Annotated in this window: 20 protein-coding genes, 1 pseudogene and 1 other annotated feature; all 21 genes and pseudogenes read right to left on the bottom strand. The window is 40.2% G+C overall.

Annotation, left to right across the window (positions count from 1 at the left end; genetic code table 11):
- Positions 1-4 precede the first annotated feature (4 nt).
- On the bottom strand, positions 5-1912 hold the full coding sequence (locus H8S17_RS01610) for a SpoIIE family protein phosphatase (protein WP_186865948.1): 1908 nt from the start codon (positions 1910-1912) through the stop codon (positions 5-7).
- 160 nt (positions 1913-2072) lie between these two features.
- Entirely contained in the window at positions 2073-2366 is a 294-nt protein-coding gene (locus H8S17_RS01605) for a septum formation initiator family protein (RefSeq protein WP_186865947.1), read from the bottom strand.
- 21 nt (positions 2367-2387) lie between these two features.
- A complete protein-coding gene (gene yabQ, locus H8S17_RS01600) occupies positions 2388-2834 on the bottom strand; it encodes a spore cortex biosynthesis protein YabQ (RefSeq protein WP_178052421.1) in 447 nt (148 codons plus the stop codon).
- A complete protein-coding gene (yabP, locus tag H8S17_RS01595) occupies positions 2831-3118 on the bottom strand; it encodes a sporulation protein YabP (RefSeq protein WP_178052420.1) in 288 nt (95 codons plus the stop codon). Before yabP ends, yabQ begins: the two co-directional genes overlap by 4 nt.
- 81 nt (positions 3119-3199) lie before the next feature.
- A complete protein-coding gene (locus tag H8S17_RS01590; protein ID WP_178052419.1) occupies positions 3200-3439 on the bottom strand; it encodes an RNA-binding S4 domain-containing protein in 240 nt (79 codons plus the stop codon).
- 126 nt (positions 3440-3565) lie between these two features.
- Positions 3566-3841: an HU family DNA-binding protein gene (locus tag H8S17_RS01585; RefSeq protein ID WP_186865946.1), complete on the bottom strand. Its 276-nt coding sequence runs from the start codon at positions 3839-3841 to the stop codon at positions 3566-3568.
- Between the two features lie 117 nt (positions 3842-3958).
- Complete coding sequence (locus H8S17_RS01580) at positions 3959-5695, bottom strand: phospho-sugar mutase (protein WP_186865945.1); 1737 nt, start codon at positions 5693-5695, stop codon at positions 3959-3961.
- Positions 5696-5713: 18 nt separating this feature from the next.
- Complete coding sequence (locus H8S17_RS01575; RefSeq protein WP_186865944.1) at positions 5714-7156, bottom strand: PEGA domain-containing protein; 1443 nt, start codon at positions 7154-7156, stop codon at positions 5714-5716.
- A gap of 49 nt (positions 7157-7205) precedes the next feature.
- Complete coding sequence (locus H8S17_RS01570; RefSeq protein WP_186865943.1) at positions 7206-8246, bottom strand: CotS family spore coat protein; 1041 nt, start codon at positions 8244-8246, stop codon at positions 7206-7208.
- 93 nt (positions 8247-8339) lie between these two features.
- On the bottom strand, positions 8340-9677 hold the full coding sequence (locus H8S17_RS01565) for a CCA tRNA nucleotidyltransferase (protein ID WP_186865942.1): 1338 nt from the start codon (positions 9675-9677) through the stop codon (positions 8340-8342).
- Positions 9677-11119 carry a proline--tRNA ligase gene (gene proS / locus H8S17_RS01560; RefSeq protein ID WP_186865941.1) on the bottom strand — a complete coding sequence of 481 codons (1443 nt, stop codon included), beginning with the start codon at positions 11117-11119 and terminating at the stop codon, positions 9677-9679. The genes H8S17_RS01565 and proS overlap by 1 nt, the downstream gene beginning before the upstream one ends.
- A 70-nt stretch (positions 11120-11189) precedes the next feature.
- Positions 11190-11416: a binding site (T-box leader), on the bottom strand.
- 88 nt (positions 11417-11504) lie between these two features.
- Complete coding sequence (locus tag H8S17_RS01555; protein WP_186865940.1) at positions 11505-11741, bottom strand: cysteine-rich small domain-containing protein; 237 nt, start codon at positions 11739-11741, stop codon at positions 11505-11507.
- 150 nt (positions 11742-11891) lie between these two features.
- Entirely contained in the window at positions 11892-12251 is a 360-nt protein-coding gene (locus H8S17_RS01550) for a nucleoside/nucleotide kinase family protein (RefSeq protein ID WP_186865939.1), read from the bottom strand.
- A gap of 13 nt (positions 12252-12264) precedes the next feature.
- Positions 12265-13441: pseudogene (locus H8S17_RS01545) on the bottom strand (MATE family efflux transporter).
- Positions 13442-13713: 272 nt separating this feature from the next.
- A complete protein-coding gene (locus H8S17_RS01540; RefSeq protein ID WP_186865938.1) occupies positions 13714-14592 on the bottom strand; it encodes an Rpn family recombination-promoting nuclease/putative transposase in 879 nt (292 codons plus the stop codon).
- 199 nt (positions 14593-14791) lie between these two features.
- Positions 14792-16159 carry an MATE family efflux transporter gene (locus tag H8S17_RS01535; protein WP_186865937.1) on the bottom strand — a complete coding sequence of 456 codons (1368 nt, stop codon included), beginning with the start codon at positions 16157-16159 and terminating at the stop codon, positions 14792-14794.
- 265 nt (positions 16160-16424) lie between these two features.
- Entirely contained in the window at positions 16425-17435 is a 1011-nt protein-coding gene (locus H8S17_RS01530) for an AI-2E family transporter (protein WP_186865936.1), read from the bottom strand.
- 58 nt (positions 17436-17493) lie between these two features.
- A complete protein-coding gene (locus H8S17_RS01525) occupies positions 17494-18177 on the bottom strand; it encodes an RluA family pseudouridine synthase (RefSeq protein WP_186865935.1) in 684 nt (227 codons plus the stop codon).
- A complete protein-coding gene (locus H8S17_RS01520; RefSeq protein ID WP_178052416.1) occupies positions 18177-18866 on the bottom strand; it encodes a response regulator transcription factor in 690 nt (229 codons plus the stop codon). Before H8S17_RS01520 ends, H8S17_RS01525 begins: the two co-directional genes overlap by 1 nt.
- A complete protein-coding gene (locus H8S17_RS01515) occupies positions 18859-20349 on the bottom strand; it encodes a sensor histidine kinase (RefSeq protein WP_186865934.1) in 1491 nt (496 codons plus the stop codon). Before H8S17_RS01515 ends, H8S17_RS01520 begins: the two co-directional genes overlap by 8 nt.
- A 135-nt stretch (positions 20350-20484) precedes the next feature.
- On the bottom strand, positions 20485-21675 hold the full coding sequence (gene metK, locus H8S17_RS01510) for a methionine adenosyltransferase (RefSeq protein ID WP_186865933.1): 1191 nt from the start codon (positions 21673-21675) through the stop codon (positions 20485-20487).
- Positions 21676-21737: the final 62 nt, after the last annotated feature.

The following is a 21737-nucleotide window of genomic DNA, read 5'->3' as shown; positions in this document are numbered from 1 at the left end:
TATCTTAATTCTCCCAAATAGCGGCAGCTAATACTGTCATATCATCCTGCACTTCTCCTTTTGTATATTCCATTACTTTTTCTAATATCTTTTTTGCAAGAAGTTTCGGATGATTTGTATGAATATCGGAAATGATCTCCTCTAAGACCTCCTCCGGCCGCTCTGTCTGCAGATATTCTAACACACCATCTGTAACCATGACAAGAAAATCTCCATTGGCAAGCTGCTTTTTCGCCTGCTCGATCTCCACTTCCACAGCAGCTCCGACCGGCAGGGACGTAGATACCAGACACTCTACCCTGCGGTCTTCATGGCGGATAAAAGTTGCCGATGCCCCGATCTTATAAAAATCTGTTTCACCGGTATACAGATTTACCGATGTAATATCGACAGTCGAATAGCCCTCATCTTCCCCGCAGATGACCATTGCCGAATTCAGCATTTTGATCGCAGTTTCTTTTGTAAATCCGACTTCAATAAACCGTTCTAACAGATCTAAGACCAGTTCACTTTCCCTGCACGCCCTGACACCGGAACCCATGCCGTCAGAAAGACTTAAGACTAATTCCCCATCCTCTTTTTCCATACATGAAAAATTATCTCCCGAAACTGCTGCTCCGTCTTTTGTAAGCTTGGCAACTCCATGGACCGCATGAAACATCGGCTCTTCTTCATAGATGACTTCTGTGCTGTCTTTTCCTATAAAGGTACGTGAATCTTTATGTGCCATGACAGAAAGATCGAGTGCTCCCGATACGGCTTTCGTCAGATCTTTCATTGCTACACAGTTGCCCCACTTTGATCTTACTTTTAAAACTGCCTGCATATGCCCATCATTTTTTCGATAAAGATGTACTTCCTCTGCCGTAATTCCTGCCTCTTTTGCCCGATAGCGTATCTCTGCGAGTTTCCGTTTTTCCTGACCATCTAAAATCTGTGTTTCATTCGCACAGTCCTGCATGATAAATGCCATCGCATCAAGCTGCTGTGCGATCACTTCCCGGTTTTCTAACAGCCGGTTGTACCATGCCTTATTTAATCTTGCCTGCTCAAAGACCATCATGGCTTCTCTTTCGATATGCCCTGCATAACAGCAGTTTCTCTCTAACTCTTTTCTAGTGATCTCATCTGCCTCTCCATTCTGCAAAAGCCCTGTGATAAGCCTGCCAAACAATTCATACATTGTCGGATCTGCCGGTGCCCAGCAGATCGCACAGGTATCACATCCACTACATATCCTGCCGGTCACTTCCTGCTGTATCCTGCCTAATTCCTCTGTCTGCATTTCAGATTTTTTGCTCATAGATAAAAATGTCTTTGAAAGTCCTTCAAAACTCTTTGCATAATTCAAAAGACGCTGTTCTTTGTATGCCCCCTGCAATCCTTCCTGTTGCAGAGGTTTTTCTTTTTCTTCCAAAAATAAATGGATTCCGCGGGCAGCTAAGACGACAAATCCAAAGATAAAAACAGCTTCGCAGATCGCAGCCCCTATGGAGATCTGGTTTCTAATATCAAATATCCCGCCAAAAATAGAAAGTGCAAAGGTTCCAAGTGATGCTGCGACTGCTCCTAATATGGTACTGCATTTCTTTTCCACCCACTCGGACATACGGACGGTAACTCCGATCACAAGCAATGCCATACCATATTTTGCGATCACCGATATTGGAAGAAATGCGACCATACCTGCTATCATTCCTACAGATAACAGCCATCTTCCATTTTCTTCTAAATAGACTGCTGCAAAAAATGCCGGTACTAATGGATAACAGCCCATGATCCCTATGCGGCATACCATTGCTCCCACAATACTAAGTGCAAATTGTTTCCAACCCATCTTTGTCATACAAACATCCTCCTGATCTGATCTTTCTGTACGCCCGAAATGCTCTAAACAGATCTTTTCGGTCATACACACTTTCCTGCCGGCTGTCTGCCGCAGGACTAAGAGGCATTATACGCATTGTGATCTGATATTTTTGTCAAACCCTTGGATACGATTTGAAAACTTTTCGCCAAAAATGCCCTCGAAATGTAGATTCGAGGGCATTCATCCATTTTAAGTAATTTTATTATTTCTCTTTGAAAACAATCTCATTATCATAAACTAAGCCTAGTTTACTCTTTGCAGTATCTTCCACATATTCCTGACTTCCTATGTATTCTTCATAATCTGCAATCTGATCCCGACGCTCTGTTTCCTGTTCTAACTGCTCATTCAGATCTGCTTCTTTTAGATCATAATCCTGATTTTTATCATACAACCGTACGATCTGTACGGACATAACGGCAAGTAACAGTATCACGATACAGGCTATGCTGAACCTGCCTGCCCGGTTCTTTTTCTTTCTCCGATATCTGCTCATAGTTCTATCCTCTTCCTGCACTTATTGTTTGTCTAATCCTATCTTAATCACTTTTCTTAATTTTTTCAATTCTTTTCGGAAAAATAAAAAAAGTTTTTTCCCCGGTCTTGCTGCAGCGCCGACTACTTTTCCACTGACTTTTAAGGAAAATCGTATGATCTTCACAAAGAACCGGATGATCCATGGACTAAATAAACCATTTTCCACTAACATTCCTATGGCAACACCGCCTAGGACAAACCATCGTAAAAGGCCATCATTTTCCCGATACAGCATGGCAAAGATCCCGATACCGCATATGATCCAATACAAGGCATCTTCCACTGCTAAAAGGATTGTTCTGTGTTTGACAATATGGCGGAATATCCGCAATATATCATAGAGCATCATTAGGGCGATTCCAAACAGAAATGAATAACAGAGCAGTCCTCCTTCCTGTAAGATCGTTTCGCTGACGGCTCCACTCATTTAAACAACCGTCCAAAAAAAGATTCTGCCTGCTTTCCATAATCTTTCACTTCGGAATATGCTAAAGAATCGATCCTGCCTTCAATATCGACCTCACCTTTTTCTAAGCTCAAACGGTTCACATGAAGGTCATTTCCCTTGATCAAAAGCATTCCCTGTTCGGTTTCTAATAAGATCTCTGCTACATCAAATGAAAGTACATCTACGACACCGCTGAAATTTCCCATCTTACGGTTGTTAAGGAGAACCTTATGTGCCTTGTTATTCACTGTTTTTTCTTCCATATTTACCTCCTGATATACAACCGCTCTGTTCTTAGAATGGTTGTCTTTCTTACATTATATTAGGAGGTTCATATATTTAGACTATAAATATTTGAACATCTCTTTCGCATCTTCTTTACGGATAGACTCTGTCAATGATAAGACTTCTACCTTCACCGTCTTTTGTCCGAATGCGATCTCAATGATATCTCCGACTTTGACATTTACGGATGCCTTTGCTGTTTTTCCGTTGACCATCACCCTGCCTGCATCACATGCTTCATTAGCTACGGTACGGCGTTTGATCAGTCTGGATACTTTTAAAAATTTATCTAATCTCATATGTTGTCCTCGTTGCTTTTTTATTATAAAAATAGATATCAAAAAAATACAGAGGACATCTTTCATGCCCTCTGTAAAATACGCTCTCTTCAGTAAACTGTTTCGTTTCTTCTTATCATTCACAAATTAAGCATTGATCAGATCTTTTAATGCTTTACCAGCTTTAAACTTAGGTGCTTTAGAAGCTGGAATCTTCATCTCTGCTCCTGTAGATGGATTTCTTCCGATTCTCTCAGCTCTTTCAGAAACTTCAAATGTTCCGAAACCTACTAACTGAATTTTCTCACCTTTTTTTAATTCTTCTGCTACAACATCTGTAAAAGCCTTTAATGCAGCTTCAGCGTCCTTTTTAGATAATTCAGTTTTTTCGGCCATAGCGGCAACTAATTCTGCTTTGTTCATTTAAAAATTCCTCCTGTGGATTTTCATATAATTAAGGCTCGTTTTCTCGATTACCTATAAAACTATTTATACTTGTTTTACCTATATTTGTCAAGGAAAATCAATGATTTTTGGCAATTAGATCAACTTTTGTACAATATCGAGCATCGTCTGTCCTAAACTCTTTGATTTTTCCAAAGAATCTTCCATGGAAGTACCCTTTACACCGATATAGAATTTTACTTTTGGTTCTGTACCGGATGGGCGGATGCATACCCATGCATCATCATTTAATTCATAATACAATACGTTTGATTTTGGAAGTCCTGTCGGAGTAACTTCTTTTGTCTTAAGGTCAACGATCGTATCTTTCTGGTAATCTCTTGCTTTTAATACGGTATAATCACCGATCTTAGTCAGCGGTTCATTTCTTAAGGTTTCAAGTACATTCTTAATCTTCTCTAAGCCTTCAATACCCTTTAAGGTAATGGATTCTACATGATCCTGATAATATCCGTAACGCTCATACATATCTAACATGGCATCCCATAAGGTCTTGCCCTGTGTCTTATAGAAAGCTGCTGCTTCACATAAGAACATGGTTGCTGCAACTGCGTCTTTATCTCTTGCATAAGTACCCGGCAGGCAGCCATAGCTTTCTTCCATACCAAACAGATAAGTACCTTTGCCTGTTGTTTCAAATTCTAAGATCTTCTGACCGATAAACTTAAATCCTGTCAACACTTCGATCAGATCTACACCATAGTAAGCTGCGATCGCATCTGCCATGTTTGTAGATACGATAGAACGGATAAATGCACCATCTGCCGGCAGACTTCCTTTGACTGCTTTTGTCTGTCCGATAATATAATCCCCGATCAGGCAGCCTGACATATTTCCTGTTAACATATGATATTCTTTTGTTTTCTGATCTTTGACATAAACACCTAAACGGTCAGCATCCGGATCGGTTGCCAATACAAGGTCAGCATCCTCTTTTTCTGCTAATGCAAGTGCAAGTTTGTATGCTGCCGGTGCTTCCGGATTCGGATAATCTACAGTTGGGAAATTGCCATCCGGAAGTTCCTGTTCTTTAACTACAAAAACATTTTTAAATCCTAATTCTTTTAAGATCGTACGCACCGGAATATTTCCTGTTCCATGAAGTGGTGTATAAACGATCTTTAAATCATCTTTTACTGCATCGATCGCATCCTGATGCAATACGAGTTTCTTGATCTCTTCCATATACGGACGGTCGATATCTTCTCCGATCGTCTGATAGAGGTCTTTTGCCTGTGCATCTGCCTTATCCATCGTAAGAACGGTATTATAATCTGTTACAGCCTTTACTTCTGCCATGATCCCTGTATCATGCGGTGGTGTGATCTGTGCACCATCTTCCCAGTATACCTTATATCCGTTATATTCTGCCGGATTGTGGCTGGCTGTCACGTTGATTCCTGCGATACAGTTTAACTTACGGACTGCATAAGATAATTCCGGTGTCGGACGGAGTGACTCAAACACATATGCTTTAATGCCGTTTGCTGCAAGACAGAGTGCTGCTTCGTCAGCAAATTCCGGTGACATTCTTCTTGAATCATAAGCGATCGCAACACCTCTTGACTGCTGATTTACTTTTTTGATGTAATTTGCAAGTCCCTGTGTTGCTTTTCTTACCGTATAGATATTCATACGGTTTGTTCCTGCCCCAATGACACCTCTAAGACCTGCTGTACCAAATTCTAATTCTGTATAGAATCTGTCTTCAATCTCTTTTTCGTCATTTGCAATTCCTTTTAACTCTGCTTTTGTGGCATCATCAAAATATGGGTTTGCAAGCCACGCTTCATAGATCTCTTTGTAACTCATAATTTTCTCCTCCTGCTCTTAGCCATCACTTAAATCATCAAAGTTATTGGCACTGCTGTTGCTGTTGTTACTGCTTGTACTGCTGTTACTTGTACTGCTGTTATTCGTATTATTGATCGACGTAAGTAGATTATACAATGTTGTCAGATAATCTGTCGATGACGAATCGTTATTATTGTTGGCAGAATTACTGCCTGTACCATTAGAGCTGCTATTGTTCGTATTACTGCCTGTATTATTGCCGGCATTGTTATGATTACTGTTAGTATTGTTATTCGTAATAGTGCTATGATTGCTATTGTTGTTATTATTCGAATTATTTGTGTTATTGCTGTTATTGTTATTATTTGTGTTGCTTGTATTATCCACATCAGAGCTGCTGCTGTCTGATTTTGAAGAATCTGATCCAGACGCTGAGGTAAGTGCGATCTCAATCTCTGCTTCTTCGGAATTGACCACTAATTTTTCTGTAATGGCTTCATAACCGTCTGCCTCGGCTATAATAGTATGGATACCATACTTGACTTTTACCGGCTTTGAATAATCTTTTTTCTTACCATCGATCTTAAGAACTGCGCCTTCGACACCTACATCAAAAGTGATCTTGCAGTACTTCGGCCCCTCACCCTTTAATTCATCTAAATTCAGGCTTGTTGTCTGCTCTCTTGTGATCGTTACTTCCTTACTGCCTCCGTAGCCATCATTCGCTACCGTGACAAGATAAGTTCCCTCCGGTACTTCCATCTGCATATTCGGTGTGACTTCCTCAAAAATCTTGTCTCCTACACAGATGAAACTGCCTTCAAACAGCTTTGTATTCGCAAGTGCTAAATATCCATGTCCTTTTGTGATCGCAAGGGAGATCAGCTTCTTATCCAAGCCGACTGCACGTAAGACATCTGCTTTTCCAAGGCTTGAAAAACTCACTCTTGCGTTTCCTGAAAAAATATCCATTTCAGGATCATAGGAATATTTTGTCTGTCCTATCGTAACCGCATGGATACTCTCATCTACTGTATAATTAGAAATATCTTCCTGCACCCAGACATCACCTGAAAGCTGCAGGCTGTTTAATTTCTGTTGATCTCTTGACACTGTGATCTCTGCTACATCTCCCGGAATAAAGGAATCGATCGATTTCGTATTTCCATATTTATCTAAGAAACGTGTACCTGCATCATATGTATATTCAGACTGTCTTGCACTCTTTACCTGCTGAAACGATGCAACCTTGCGGTTCTTATCTATTCCGGTAAGGATATACAGGCTTGAGGACGTACTATTTTCTGTATCTTCTAAGGCTTCTGTATCCTCTTGTACTGCATCTTCTGCTGTTTTCACACCTGTACCACGCCTGCGCTGCTCGATCCCACTGTCTGTACTCTGTGCACAGGCAGAGAGAAAAAGTCCCATAAAAACGGCGAAAAATACTACTTTTCCCAGATGTTTGTGTATCTTCATCGTATATTCTCCAATTTAACTCAAGTAATAACTGTCTAGTACTTCATCGTTACTTTATATCACTGTCCATGCCTATTATATCACACCCTGTTTCTCTTGTGAAATAAAATAACATTTTTAAGAATTGTTTTCTTTCTGTTTCCTGCCGGATCACCTTTTCTAATTTTTCAATGTCCCTGCCGGAAATCCATGATTTTCTGGAACTACAGTAGTGATTTGCTATTTTCCAGTACTTTTTCGGATACGCCAGACGAAGATAAAGCTGTTTTAATTCTTCCGGCAGAAGTTTTCTGACCTGATCATAGGCAGTGATCATTTCTATGCCAAGCCCTGTATTCCAGTTGTATTTTTCCAGGATCTTACGGATAAAATTTGCTAAATCCTGAACCAATACATCATACGACATCTGTTCAAAATTTAAAACCACCCATTCGCCTTGAAAATGAATGATATTATGCTGGTTATAATCGCCATGGCACAATCCCCACATCTGTGAAACAGCGGATCCTTCCATGCCATCAAGCTGCTCCTTTAACTGTGCTGTCACTTCAAATGCCTGTGTTTTATAGCTTTCGTAGACCTTCATAAACAATACTTCAAATTCATTTTTCTTATGCTTATTACGTATATAATTTTTAACTTTATTTAACTCCCGATTGTGTTTTTCATATTCCATCAAAAGACTTTCTTTGTCCATCTTTAAAAATCCGGGAATTTCTTTTTGATAATTTTTTGTCAGATTATGAAGCTGTGCTAATTTTCTGACTGCAAGTAAAATATCGTCACGATTCTTAACATCACATTCCCGTCCTAAATACCAGTTCTTTAAGATATACGTGATGTCTGTCAGTTCATCTTTTACTAAAATTTCCCCATCTTTTGCCGGCATGATCGTTTCCGCCAGAAAATCCTCCTCTGCCAAAAAATCCAGTATATCATGCAGAAAAACTGCTCGCTCTTTCGAGCCGCAAAACTCTTTTAACAAAATCGTCCCCTGATCCGTATCACAGATCAGAGCTCCGCGTCCTTTTGCCGTACTTTTTACTTCTACTTCATATTGTTCTATAATTTCTTCTTCCCGATTATACACAAAAACCCCTCCATACGAATCTTTTTCGTCACAGTTTCCAGATAATACTCTGTGTCTATTTAAGATATGAAAGGGTTTTTAAAAGTATGCAATTTAAACTTGTTTAATTTTTTTCCTGACTTCTTCCAGCAGATATTCCTTTGTATTTTTTGAGGGATCTTCCAGGACAAGTGCGAACAGTTCCTTTAGCTCTGCCCCAAGTGCAGTTCCAGACTTCATGCCTTCTGCGATCAGATCACCGCCATTGACAGCAAGATCTTTTAAGCATAAGCACTGTTTCTTCTCTAAAACCGTATGATAACAGGCTTCATATGCATTGACATAAGCTAACTTTTCTGCACGCTTATAACTGCTCTGTGCTAAAATATCTGCCCGCTTGACTGCAAAAAGGTCCGGATATGCTTCTATTCCAAGTCGTACGATCGCCCTTCGGACATTTTTTTCGCTGACTGGCGGATTATCATCATGTCCGCGTACCAGACGGCTGACTCTGCGTATCGTATCATTATCAAATTTCAGACGGCGTAAAATCTTTTCTGCCATTTCACTTCCCTTTGCGGGATGTCCATGAAAATGGTGGATACCATCTTCCCCCATTGTACGGCAGACCGGTTTTGCAACATCATGCAAAAGCATCGTCAGACGCAAGACTTTATCCTTTGGAATCTGGCAGAGTGCCACGATCGTATGTTCTCCAACTGTATACATATGATGCGGGTTATTCTGCTCTGTCTGCATCATCGCATCAAATTCCGGCAGCATAACGGCTGTGATCCCTGTTTCATAAAGTGTACGCATTTCTTCCGGATGATCGGATTCTAACAGTTTGACAAGTTCTACCTGAATCCGTTCGGCGCTGATATTTTTCAGGGTAGGAGCTAACTTACAGATAGCTTCTTTTGTATCCTCATCGATTGAAAATCCAAGCTGTGCTGCAAAACGGACTGCACGCATCATTCTGAGTGCATCCTCTTTAAAACGCTGCTCTGCTTCTCCCACGCATCGGATCACACCACGTTTTAAATCTCCGATACCGTCAAATTCATCGACAAGTCCGGTATTTTCATTATATGCCATCGCATTGATCGTAAAATCACGCCTTTTCAGGTCTTCTAACAAGTTCGGGGTAAAAGTCACCTCTTTCGGATGTCTGGAATCTTCGTATTTTCCATCAATCCGGTAAGTGGTCACTTCAAATCCCTCACGTCCTGACATGACTGTCACTGTCCCATGTAAGATACCGGTATCGATCGTTTTTGGAAACAGACGCTTGACTTCTTCCGGTTTTGCCGATGTGGTAATGTCCCAGTCTTTTGGTTCTTTTCCTAAAAGACTGTCACGCACACAGCCGCCTACGGCATATGCCTCATAGCCTGCCTGCATCAATGTCTGGATGATACCTTCTACTTTTTCGGGTAATTCGATCCTCATTAGTATGCTTTTCCCCAGTATACTAATTTGTGTGCAGGTTTTCCACAGCAGACACAGGTTGTTGCGATCTGCTCCTGATCGTTAAATGGCATACAACGGGAAGTTGCTGCAAAATCCTCTTTGATCTTATCTTCACATGCCTGATCTCCACACCACATACCACGGATGAATCCCGGTTTTGTATTAACGATCTCTGTAAATTCTGTGTAATTATGTGCATCATAAATATGTGCATCCCGATGTGCTTTTGCACGGGCAAACATTTCTGACTGGATCGTTTCTAATAATTCTGTTGTCTTTGCCTCTAAATCCTCTAATGCAACGACTGTCTTTTCTCTGGTATCACGTCTTACAAGTACACACTGACCTGCCTGTATATCCTTTGGTCCGATCTCGATACGGATTGGGATACCACGCATTTCCTGCTCAGAGAATTTGAATCCCGGACTCTTTTCAGAATTATCTGATTTTACACGGATACCACTTGCAGCTAAACGTGTCTTTAATTCTTCTGCTTTTTCTAATACGCCTTCTTTATGCTGCTGGATCGGAATGACCATTACCTGTGTCGGTGCGATCCTTGGTGGCAGCACTAAGCCGGAATCATCACCATGAACCATGATGACTGCACCGATCAGACGTGTGGTCATACCCCAGGAAGTCTGATGTACATACTGTAACTTATTATCTTTATCTGTATACTGAATACCGAATGCTTTTGCAAAACCATCTCCGAAATTATGACTAGTACCAGACTGCAATGCCTTACCATCATGCATCAGAGCCTCGATCGTGTAAGTTGCTTCGGCACCTGCAAATTTCTCTTTTTCTGTCTTCTGTCCGCGGACAACCGGCATTGCGAGCACTTCTTCGCAGAAATCTGCATACAGGTTTAACATCTGTACAGTTCTTGCTTCTGCTTCTTCTTCGGTTGCATGTGCTGTATGTCCTTCCTGCCATAAAAATTCTCTGGAACGTAAGAATGGTCTGGTTTCTTTCTCCCAGCGGACAACAGAACACCACTGGTTATATACCTTTGGCAGATCCCTGTAGGACTGGATGATATTTTTATAAAAATCACAGAATAAAGTTTCGGATGTCGGACGGACACAAAGACGTTCCTGTAATGGGTTTAAACCGCCATGTGTTACCCATGCAACTTCCGGTGCAAATCCTTCTACATGGTCTTTTTCTTTATTTAAAAGACTTTCCGGTATAAATAATGGCATGTATACATTTTCTACACCGGTTTCTTTAAATCTACGGTCTAACTCATGCTGAATATTCTCCCAGATCGCATATCCGGCTGGTTTTAAGATCATGCATCCTTTGACGGAGGAATAATCGATAAGTTCTGCTTTTTTTACAACATCTGTGTACCATTGTGCAAAATCCTCTTCCATAGAGGTAATGGCTTCTACTAATTTCTTTTCTTTTGCCATGATTGTTTCCTTTCTTCATATCTTATTATGTGAGTATCAAACAAAAACGCCGGATATATTCATCCCTATCTCTAGGGACCGAACTATATCCGGCGGTACCACCCTGATTTATGTATTCTGACCATATCAGTCTTACATACTCTCAATTTCCCATAACGCTGGGATCACGTCATACTTTCATATGAAAGCTCCAAGGCAGGTTCAAACAGGTTCAAACGAAGATCTTTCAGCCTGTAAGTACAGGATCTTCTCTCTTGGGAATGTTACTGTTTTACTAATCCTTTTCTCTGCTTTACTTTCTATTTGATTGCTCTTTGTTCACTTTTTCTATTTTAGACTGTGTCGTTTTCATTTGTCAAGAGGGGAATTTGTGTTATTTCTTTATTTATTCCCGTAAGATCTGCATGATCTTATCGTAATTTTCAGGCTGATGCGGAAAGGTACAATCTGAACAGTTTTTGATCTTCCGTCCGTTTGCTTCTATATACTTTGGGTTTCCGGGACAATGCTCTTTTGTATACATCGGACAATAACAAAACAGGCAGTTGAAATCTTTTAAGCCCTTATGACATGGAAAATATTTACAATCTATGTTCTCAAAATAACGGTATGAGTTTTGCATGATGCCTCCTGCATTTATCTTGTGGAGAAATTTCTCCCGATAACCCTCCACATATTTCTAAAAGATATAATTATCATTATATTTTATCATAAACTTTCCTGCAAGCCCATGAAACCATCTGATTTATTGTAACTAACCTGTCCCTTATCTTTATATTTTTGTACAATCCATTATCACTTTCTGACACATATCATATCCTAACACAGAACTATTCAACGACAACGTATAATTGCCAGCCATTCCCCATTTTTGTTCTGTATAAAAATTATAATTTGTTCTGCATCTTTTATCTGTATCATTGATCATTTTTTCTGCAATACCCAAGATCACTTTTCTCTGTGCCTCATATACCATATCCTCTATTGATCTTCCTGTGATATCACGACCCGAAAAAGCATAGGCAAATAATCCTTTCTTGGGAGATAATTCTGCATTTTCCTGAATATATTCCGGCGAAAATCCTGACTGTTCTGCAATCTCTCTGCTGATTGTAATGATTCTTTTTGCCATTGCCGGCTCCTCCTTAACTTAAACTATCTACTTTGTCTTTTCTGATCTTCTTTAGAAATACATAACCCACCATACAGGCTATAAACTCCGTGATTGGAAATGCCCACCAGATCAATGAAATTCCTGCCTGACCATTTCTTACAAAAATCGAAAATATTCCTGCCAGCGGCAATATGATCACAAATTGTCTGAGCAGTGAGATCACGAGTGACTCGATACCGCCATCTAATGCCTGATGAATTCCCTGATATGCTACATTGATCCCTGCAAAAATAAAACTGACAGATATAATTCTCATTGCTCCGATAAAATACATTCTGGATTCTCCTGCATTAAACAAAGCTGCAAAGAAATTCGGGAAAATTTCTGTAATCGCCACACCAGCAATCATAAGTATCATCGTGTAAAGTAATCCATATTTTATTCCATCTAAAATTCGCTTTTTGCTGTACATTCCATATGCATAAGCAATAATTGGTGTGATCGCATCCCTAAGTTCAAATGCAAGGAACAATACGAACTGCTGTACTTTGTAGAACAATCCATATGCAGTCTGTGCGGAAGGACTAAATTTCAAAATCAGATTCATCACATATACCATGATGGACATCAATGCCTGTGCAATGATCGCCGGAAGACCGATCGCATATATTTCTCTGATAATTTTACTGTCTGGTTTCATGTATTTTATACCATGTTCAAACTCTTTATTTAATTTTACATGGAAAATAAATAGCAATACTGCTGATGCAACCTGCCCGATCACCGTTGCATAGGCGGCTCCCTCCACTCCCATTTCCGGAACAGGACCTATACCATAGATCATGATCGGATCAAGGATAATATTTATCACTGCTCCTACTATCTGACCGATCGTGGAATAGAGGGAACGTCCTGTTGCCTGCAACCTTCGCTGCTTTTTTATTGTTTCCCTGTCTGAGTGTCCTCGCTAAAAGTGCATTTGTTCCCACACCTGTTCCGATTCCTGCTGCTACCATAAGCATTTGAACCGGAAACACAAGTGTAAGAGCATTTAATGCTGCTTCACTTCCCACTCTCATGTTTCCCACAAAGGCACTGTCTACAATATTATAGACCGCCTGCAATGCCATAGATAAGATCATCGGTATTCCCATCTGAACCATAAGCTTATTCACTGGCATTTCCTTCATCTTGTTACTTTCTGCCATTTTGATGAAATCCTCCTTTTCTGCATAAAAAAAGCGTGTGCTCATCTCATAAGTTGGACTTACGCTGATAAGCTACACACTTTTTAACGGTATAATATAAAAGAGCAGCAAAACTGGATTTACGCTGGTTTGCTACTCGTTCGAAAGCTATTATATTTCTCTTTTTCAAAAAAGTCAAACAAAAAATTCTTTTTTGCATACCATAATATGAACCCAGACTACTCCCACAATTTTCGTGATATCCTTCAAAAAATATATTGATCTGTGTGATTCTAAGCGTTGAATTGTTTTAAAAATTCTTCTGCATTCCTGCACGATATCGCAGTATGGCTCATTTTCTTTAATGTTTCCATATCAGATGTATGCTCAAGCAGATACTTTGTCGTGTCTGTCAGCATATTCCGCATATCTAAAACCTCTAAAACAACTGCCTTCAATGCATCCACGCCTGCTGCTATACCTTCTTCTCTTCCCTCTGCTTTTCCAGCTTGATATTCCTCTTGCATCAATTCTTCAATCATCATAAAACGTTCCTCCATTTTACGGCTTTTCTTTGTATCATTGACACTTTTCTGTAACTGCCTGACATAAGGATCACTATAATTTTCCGAAGATACTGATTCCCCTGCTCCGATATAATTTAGTAATTCAACTAATTCTTCTGGCACTTCGGATCGATTCATTCCCTTTGTACTTAAGAATATCGTATGTCTGCCGTTCTGTAAAGGTCTATTTGTTTCTTTACAGATTTCTTCAAAGGTATAACGATACTTTTTATCTCCAAATGGATCAAAGTCACACACAAAAATCACATATGCCTCTGGCAGTGCTTCATACCCTTCCGATGGCTGTAATTCACTCATATCGATCTGATCGTGATAGTAGCGCGTTCTACGTGGCAGGTTATGTTTTGGCTGAATCTGCATTTCGATATTAAATGCTTTTGAATTTCCCTTTGCATAGACATCCAGACGTATCCCATGATAGTCCGGATGATAGATAAGACTTTTCTCTTTGTCTACAACAACATGATCGATCTGCATGTCAAGTGCCCGTTCTAAAAATCTCAGACAGTTGGCTTCATCCATCATAACTGCTGTAAACATAAAATTATCTTTAATTGTAAGCTGCTGTAAAGTTCTTTTCCCCATAGATAGTTTCCTCCATATGAAGGATACCACAAAAGAACTTTATCACAGAGATCTGTTTTTTACAACTGATCCGCAGTACATTTCACAGAAATTTTTCTTTTCATGTTACTGTTCACGCCTAACAGTGTGATCAGCAACGATTACAGCCCATTTAAAATGCCTCTACGAGACAGGGGCTGTAATCACACGATAATTAACACTATGGCGCATAGCTTGACAGCGCGGTATCAAGCTTGCGTATGAACAGTAACCTTTTCATCCACAAGAATGCGATCACGCAGATAACCACCGATAACAACGAGCCTGCCGGTGCAGCCAATCCCATCGGATAGAGCGTGTCTGCAAAATACTTTGATGCGAGAAATGCACCCGGAATACGCACAAGTATAATGGATAAGGCATTATGTAAAAATGAAATCCCCGAAAAGCCATATGCACAAAAATATCCACTGAAACAAAAATGCACGCCTGCGATCATGCAGTCCCAAATATATGCCCGAAGATATTGTGTTCCCGGTAAAATAACTTCCGCATCTTTGGTAAAAATTCCTACAACAGAACTGCCACAAAACTGGACTATAAGTGAAACCACAAGTCCGAATCCTACTGCTATACTGACTGCATAACGCAGTGTAAGAGATGCCCTCTCATGCTTTCCGGCACCGATATTCTGTGCGGAAAGTGCAGAAACTGTCGAAAGCATCGTAGATGGAACAAGAAATACCACGCCGATGATCTTTTCCACAATGCCGACTGCAGCTGCATCATTTAATCCTCTGCGGTTTGCAATGATCGTAATCACGATAAATGCTATCTGGATAAATCCATCCTGTAATGCTACCGGAACTCCGATCTTTAGGATCTGCTCCATGATCTTTGTCTTTAACTTAAAATCCTCTTTTTTTAATGAAAAACCGGTTGTCCGTCTTAAGACTGCCACCAATGCCACGAACACACTGATCGTTTGTGATAAGGTTGTACCAAGTGCTGCTCCCGCTGCCCCAAAATGCAGACCACCGATAAACAGATAATCTAGCAGGATATTTGCCGCACAGGCAACTGCAATAAAATACATGGGACTTTTCGAATCACCTAAGCCGCGAAAAATCGAACTGATAATATTATATGCCGTAATAAAAGGAATCCCGATAAAACAGATCGTTAAATACTGTCTGGTTCCAACAACTGCTTCTGCCGGTGTCGATATCCATGAAACAATCGGATTTACAAGAAGCAGTAATAGCAGTGTCAGCACCATGGAAAGTCCCATAAACAATGTAACGGTATTGCCTACTGTAAGCGAAGCCTGCTTTTTTTGTTTTGCACCGACTGCTTTTCCAATCGTAACTGTAGAACCCATTGCCAGTCCGACGATCATCACTGTGAGCATATGCATGACCTGACTGCCGACAGATACCGCTGTAATACTTTCCACTCCGTTAAACTGCCCAACGATAAACAGATCTGCCATTCCATATAAAGTCTGCAAAAAATAGGATAATAAATATGGTAATGAAAAATATAAAATATTCTTTAAAACACTTCCTGTTGTTAAATCTTTTTCCATAGCACTTCTTAGCTGTCATTGATAAAAATGCCAGACATGACTCCCTTCCCGATCTGTGTAGTTTATTTTTACAGATCGATCCACAGCTATTATAAACGCCACTATAGTTGTGGTGTCAAGAATTATTTATCGTTTTGCTGTGTAAAAGAAAAACTTCAGTTACAGTTCACACAGCAGACAGACATTTACTGTCTGGCTGCGTAAGAAAGTGATTCATGTGGTGATTTTTGCTTCACAAAGCGAACTTTCATGCAAAAATCACGAGTTACTGCTCACGGAGTGAACAGTAACAAACTTCATATAGAATAAACGCCGACAACGGTCCAAGCAGTACCCCTTTTCCACCATAGACACATATTCCGATATAAATACTCACTAATACAAAAAGCGGTGGTACTCCTAACCGTTTTCCGACTAACCGCGGTTCTAAGATCTGGCGGATAAAACTACAGATAAGATAAATCACAAAACAGCCTGCGGCAATCCTATACTCCGAAAGCAGAATGGCAACAAGTGCCCATGGTACAAAGACAGTCCCTGTTCCCAAAAACGGAAGTGCATCACAGAGTCCGATCGCAAATCCGATTCCAAATGCACATGGTATCCGAAGCAGAAAAAGCCCTATGATACAGATGGTCGTAATTAAAAATATGATAAAAAGCTGTGCTTTAAAATATGCTCCGAATGCCTGTTTCATATGGGTACTCATCTGAGTGGCATATTTTCCTGCTGTTGTCTTTTTCACTCCTGCCGCAAGTCTTTCATAATCATTTAACATCAGAAATGTCGCAATAAATGACACAAACATCTTTGCAAAAAATCCCATTGCCAGGCAGCCTGCATTTTTCGAATACTGCATTGCATTTCCCGTCAGTTTTGTAACATCTGTATCTAAAATTTTCTGTATATTTTCTACGGATGTTCCTGTCATATGCTCCAGCCGCATACAGCAGGTGTGAAAAATACTTTTTGCATCACAAAGTATACTATCCATGTTTTTCATACAACTGCTGCCCAAACGATAACACAGATATAAAAGTCCTGCTGCAACAGCCGCTAAAATCAGCAGAAATAACACATAGACGATCGCTCTCGATACCGTTTTTGTCATCTTATATCTGTTTTCTAACTTTACAGCAAACGGATATAGCAGCCGTACAAACAGAATGGCAAACAAAAACGGCAGTACCATTGGAAACAGATATTGCATTCCAAGATAAACTGCCGCTATGGTCAATAACAACTTTGCAATTTTCGTTCCCTTTTCCCAATTCATTATTTTTTTCATAGAAAAATTATGTGTGGTTCTTTATTTTTCTATGCGTTAATGTTTCTTATAATAATTGGAAAATTCGATTCTCCGGTTCAATGGAAAATTCCATTTTTTTCTTAGTCTTCGGATGCATAAACTGAAGTTTCACTGAACAAAGTGCAATACCTGTCATGCCGGATACCATACTATCTGTTTTTCCATACTTTCTATCTCCGGCAAGCGGAAGATTCGCATGTGCCATCTGCACCCGGATCTGGTGATGCCGTCCAGTCTGAAGATGTATAAAAAGATCTGCACGATTCTCTTTCACCGTTAGCACTTCATATTCCAAAACGGCTTTTTTGGCTCCTTTTGTATCGGCATTTACTACTTTTGAAAGATTTGTCTTTCCGTCTTTTAACAGATAATCCGTCAGTGTTCCTTTCTCTCCTGCCGTCAAATCTTTTCCTGTCTGGTTTAAAACAACTGCCCGATAATATTTGCCGATCTGCCCTCCCTGCAGCTGCCTGCTTAAATCTGCTGCTGCCTCTTTTGTTTTAGCAAAAAGGACAAGCCCTTCCACCGGCTGGTCTAACCGGTTGATGACTGCCACATACGGCGGTTCTTTCTTTTTTACACGATCATTTTTCAACATGCTTACAAGATCTTTCTGACCCATTTTGCTTGTCTGGACTGCAAGATCAGACGGTTTGTAAGTGACGATCAGTTCTGCATCTTCATATATGATATTCCATTCTTTTTCCATTATATTTTAAACCTGTATCCTACGCCCCAGATGGTTTCAATATACTGTGGCTTTGCTGTGTTGATCTCGATCTTTTCCCTGATCTTCTTAATGTGAACCGTAACGGTTGCAATATCTCCAACAGATTCCATATCCCAGATCTCACGAAATAATTCTTCTTTGGTAAAAACATGATTTGGATGCTCTGCCAAAAAAGTCAAAAGGTCAAATTCTTTTGTCGTAAACTGTTTTTCCTCATTATTCACCCAGACGCGTCGTGCAGTCTTATCTATGCGTATACCGCGGATCTCTATGATATCATTTTCCTGCTGGCTGCTGCCGATCAGTCTTTCATATCGGGCAAGGTGTGCCTTTACTCTTGCAACAAGTTCACTAGGGGAAAACGGCTTTGTAATGTAATCATCTGCTCCAAGACCTAAGCCCCTGATCTTATCAATATCATCTTTTTTTGCTGACACCATAAGGATCGGTGTGTTTTTCACTTCCCGAATACGCTTGCAGATCTCAAATCCGTCAATCCCCGGCAGCATCAGATCTAAGATATACATATCAAATTCTTCTGCCAATGCCCGCTCTAAACCGACATCACCTGAATTTTCCACTTCCACTTCAAATCCACTGAGTTCTAAATAATCTTTCTCTAAATCGGCGATCGCCACTTCATCTTCGATAATCAGTACTTTACTCATCCTGTATAACCTCCTGATACTTTCTAATTACAAAATACATCACAGTGCCCACAGACTCTTTACTGGTTGCCCAGATCTTGCCCCCATGGTCTTCTATGATCTTCTTTACTATGGAAAGTCCGATACCACTTCCACCAGTTGCTGAATTTCTCGATGCATCTGCCCGGTAAAAACGTTCAAATATGTATGGCAGGTCTTTCGCTGCGATCCCCCGTCCGTTATCTTCGATCTCAACCTGTATGAAATCTCCGACATCTTTGATACGGATATTGATAAGTCCCTGCTTTTTATCTAAATATTTAATGGAATTTCCAACAATATTATTGACAACACGCTTTAACTGTTCCGGATCTGCTATGATCATGACGTCATTGTCTACATAATTAAAATACGCAAGACCGATATTCTTATTCTCTAAATCCATACCGATCTCCTCAATACAGTCATTAAAATATGCTGCTACATTTAATTTATTAAAATTATACGGAATACGGTTCGTATCGATCTTAGAATACAATGTCAGTTCATTTAACAGTGCATCCATCTCATTTGCCTTGCTGTTGATCGTCCGCAGATACTTCTCCCTTTTCTCCGGTGTATCTGCGACTCCGTCTAACAATCCCTCAGAATAACCTTTGACGGCTGTGATCGGTGTTTTTAGATCATGTGCGATATTACTGATCAGTTCTTTGTTCTCCCGTTCACTTGCCATCTGCTTTTCTGCGGATTCTTTCAGCCGTTTCCGCATTTCCTCAAAACTGGCACATAATTCACTGATCTCATCTTTTCCATCTGTTTCTAAAGTAAAATCGAGATTACCCTGCTGGATATTTAAGGTTGCCACTTCTAATTTTTTGATAGGACGGATGATCCCCTGATAGATCCAGATAATGAGCATTGCTGCCGTAAAGAGCAGGATCAGTATAATAGAAACAAATCCGTCTACGATCAGGCTCTGGATCTCCGGCAAAAGTTCATGGGAAGATGTAATGATAAATGCACTTCCCCGTTCCCCATCCGTAAACATAAAATCAATCTGTTTGATCAGCACCTGTTCATCGCCATCCACATATGTTCCTGCGATTGCATTTGGTGCTGTTTCCTCATATTCCGGCAGGTCATCTGCTGTCAGTCCCTCTGTTTTTTTCCCTACATAGATGAGTTTATCTTCTTTTCTTACGATCAGGTAAGAATATTTCTCATCTAATTCTTTATTTACTGACTCTAAATAAGCCCGATCCAAAAAATGATCCGGATTCTTAGACGTTTCACTTAACAGATATTCATAATTCTTTTTCGTATAACGATTTAACAACTGCACAGAATTCATCAGATAATTATAATTCTTGCTCTCGATCCCATATGTCTGCTCGATCGTCTTCATATGGCTCTTCTGGAAACCAAACAACACCAGACATGCCGATAAGATCGGTACAAAGATGATAATGCAGAAAGAAATCGTGAGCCTTGTCCGTAATTTCATCGTCTAATTCCTTTCAAAAATAAAAGTCATAGAAACTCATCAAAAGTTCCTATGACTCATTATAACATGAAAATCATCAAATCCACATGAAAAAATCATATAGATTCTAAACATTTCATAAAAATGTATGGAGCATTACGCTAAGTATTTTTTCAGTTCCTCTGCTTTATCCAACGCTTCCCATGGCAGATCTAAATCTGTTCTGCCAAAATGTCCATATGCTGCTGTCCCTTTGTAGATCGGTCTTCTAAGATCTAACATCTTAATGATTCCTGCCGGACGAAGATCAAAGTGTTTACGTACAATCTCATCTAATTTTTCCTCTGAGATCTTACCTGTTCCAAAGGTATCTACCATAACAGATGTCGGCTGTGCTACTCCGATTGCATATGCAAGCTGAATCTCACAACGCTCTGCAAGTCCTGCTGCAACGATATTTTTTGCTACATAACGTGCTGCATAAGCGGCTGAACGGTCTACTTTTGTGCAGTCTTTACCGGAGAAAGCTCCACCGCCATGACGTGCATATCCACCATAAGTATCTACGATGATCTTACGTCCTGTCAGTCCTGCATCTCCCTGTGGTCCACCGATCACGAAACGGCCGGTCGGATTGATAAACATTTTGGTATGTTCATCAATCATATCTGCCGGAAGGATCGGATCTAAAACATATTTCTTAATATCTTCATGGATCTGTTCCTGGGTTACTTTTTCATCATGCTGTGTAGAAATGACAACTGCCTCTAGGCGGCTTGGTTTGCCATTTTCATCATATTCTACAGATACCTGTGATTTTCCATCTGCTCTTAAATATGGCAGTGTTCCGTCTTTTCTGACTGCTGTAAGCTGTTTTGCCAACTTATGCGCTAAAGAGATCGGATATGGCATATATTCTTCTGTTTCATTTGTGGCATAGCCAAACATCATACCCTGATCGCCTGCACCGATCGCTTCGATCTGTGCATCTGTCATCTTATTTTCTTTTGCCTCTAATGCTTTGTCTACACCCATTGCAATATCCGGTGACTGCTTATCTAATGCCACCATGACTGCACAGGTATTTCCGTCAAATCCTTTTTCGGAACTGTCATAACCGATCTCGCAGATCGTCTTTCTTGCGATTGCCGGAATATCAAGTACCGCTTTTGTTGTGATCTCTCCTGTGATCAGGACAAAACCTGTACAGGCTGCTGTTTCACATGCTACACGGCTCATCGGGTCCTGTTCCATACATGCATCTAAGATTGCATCAGAGATCGCATCACAGATCTTGTCAGGATGTCCTTCTGTTACTGATTCGGATGTAAATAATCTTTTTTCCACTGTTGTTCTCCTCTCACATTGTTGATCCGATTTTATCCAAACACTGCTCTCTTAAGAGAAAA

Source organism: Roseburia zhanii (assembly GCF_014287635.1).
In the GTDB taxonomy this organism is placed as follows: Bacteria; Bacillota; Clostridia; order Lachnospirales; family Lachnospiraceae; genus Roseburia_B; species Roseburia_B zhanii.
This window is presented reverse-complemented; position numbering and strand designations above follow the sequence as displayed.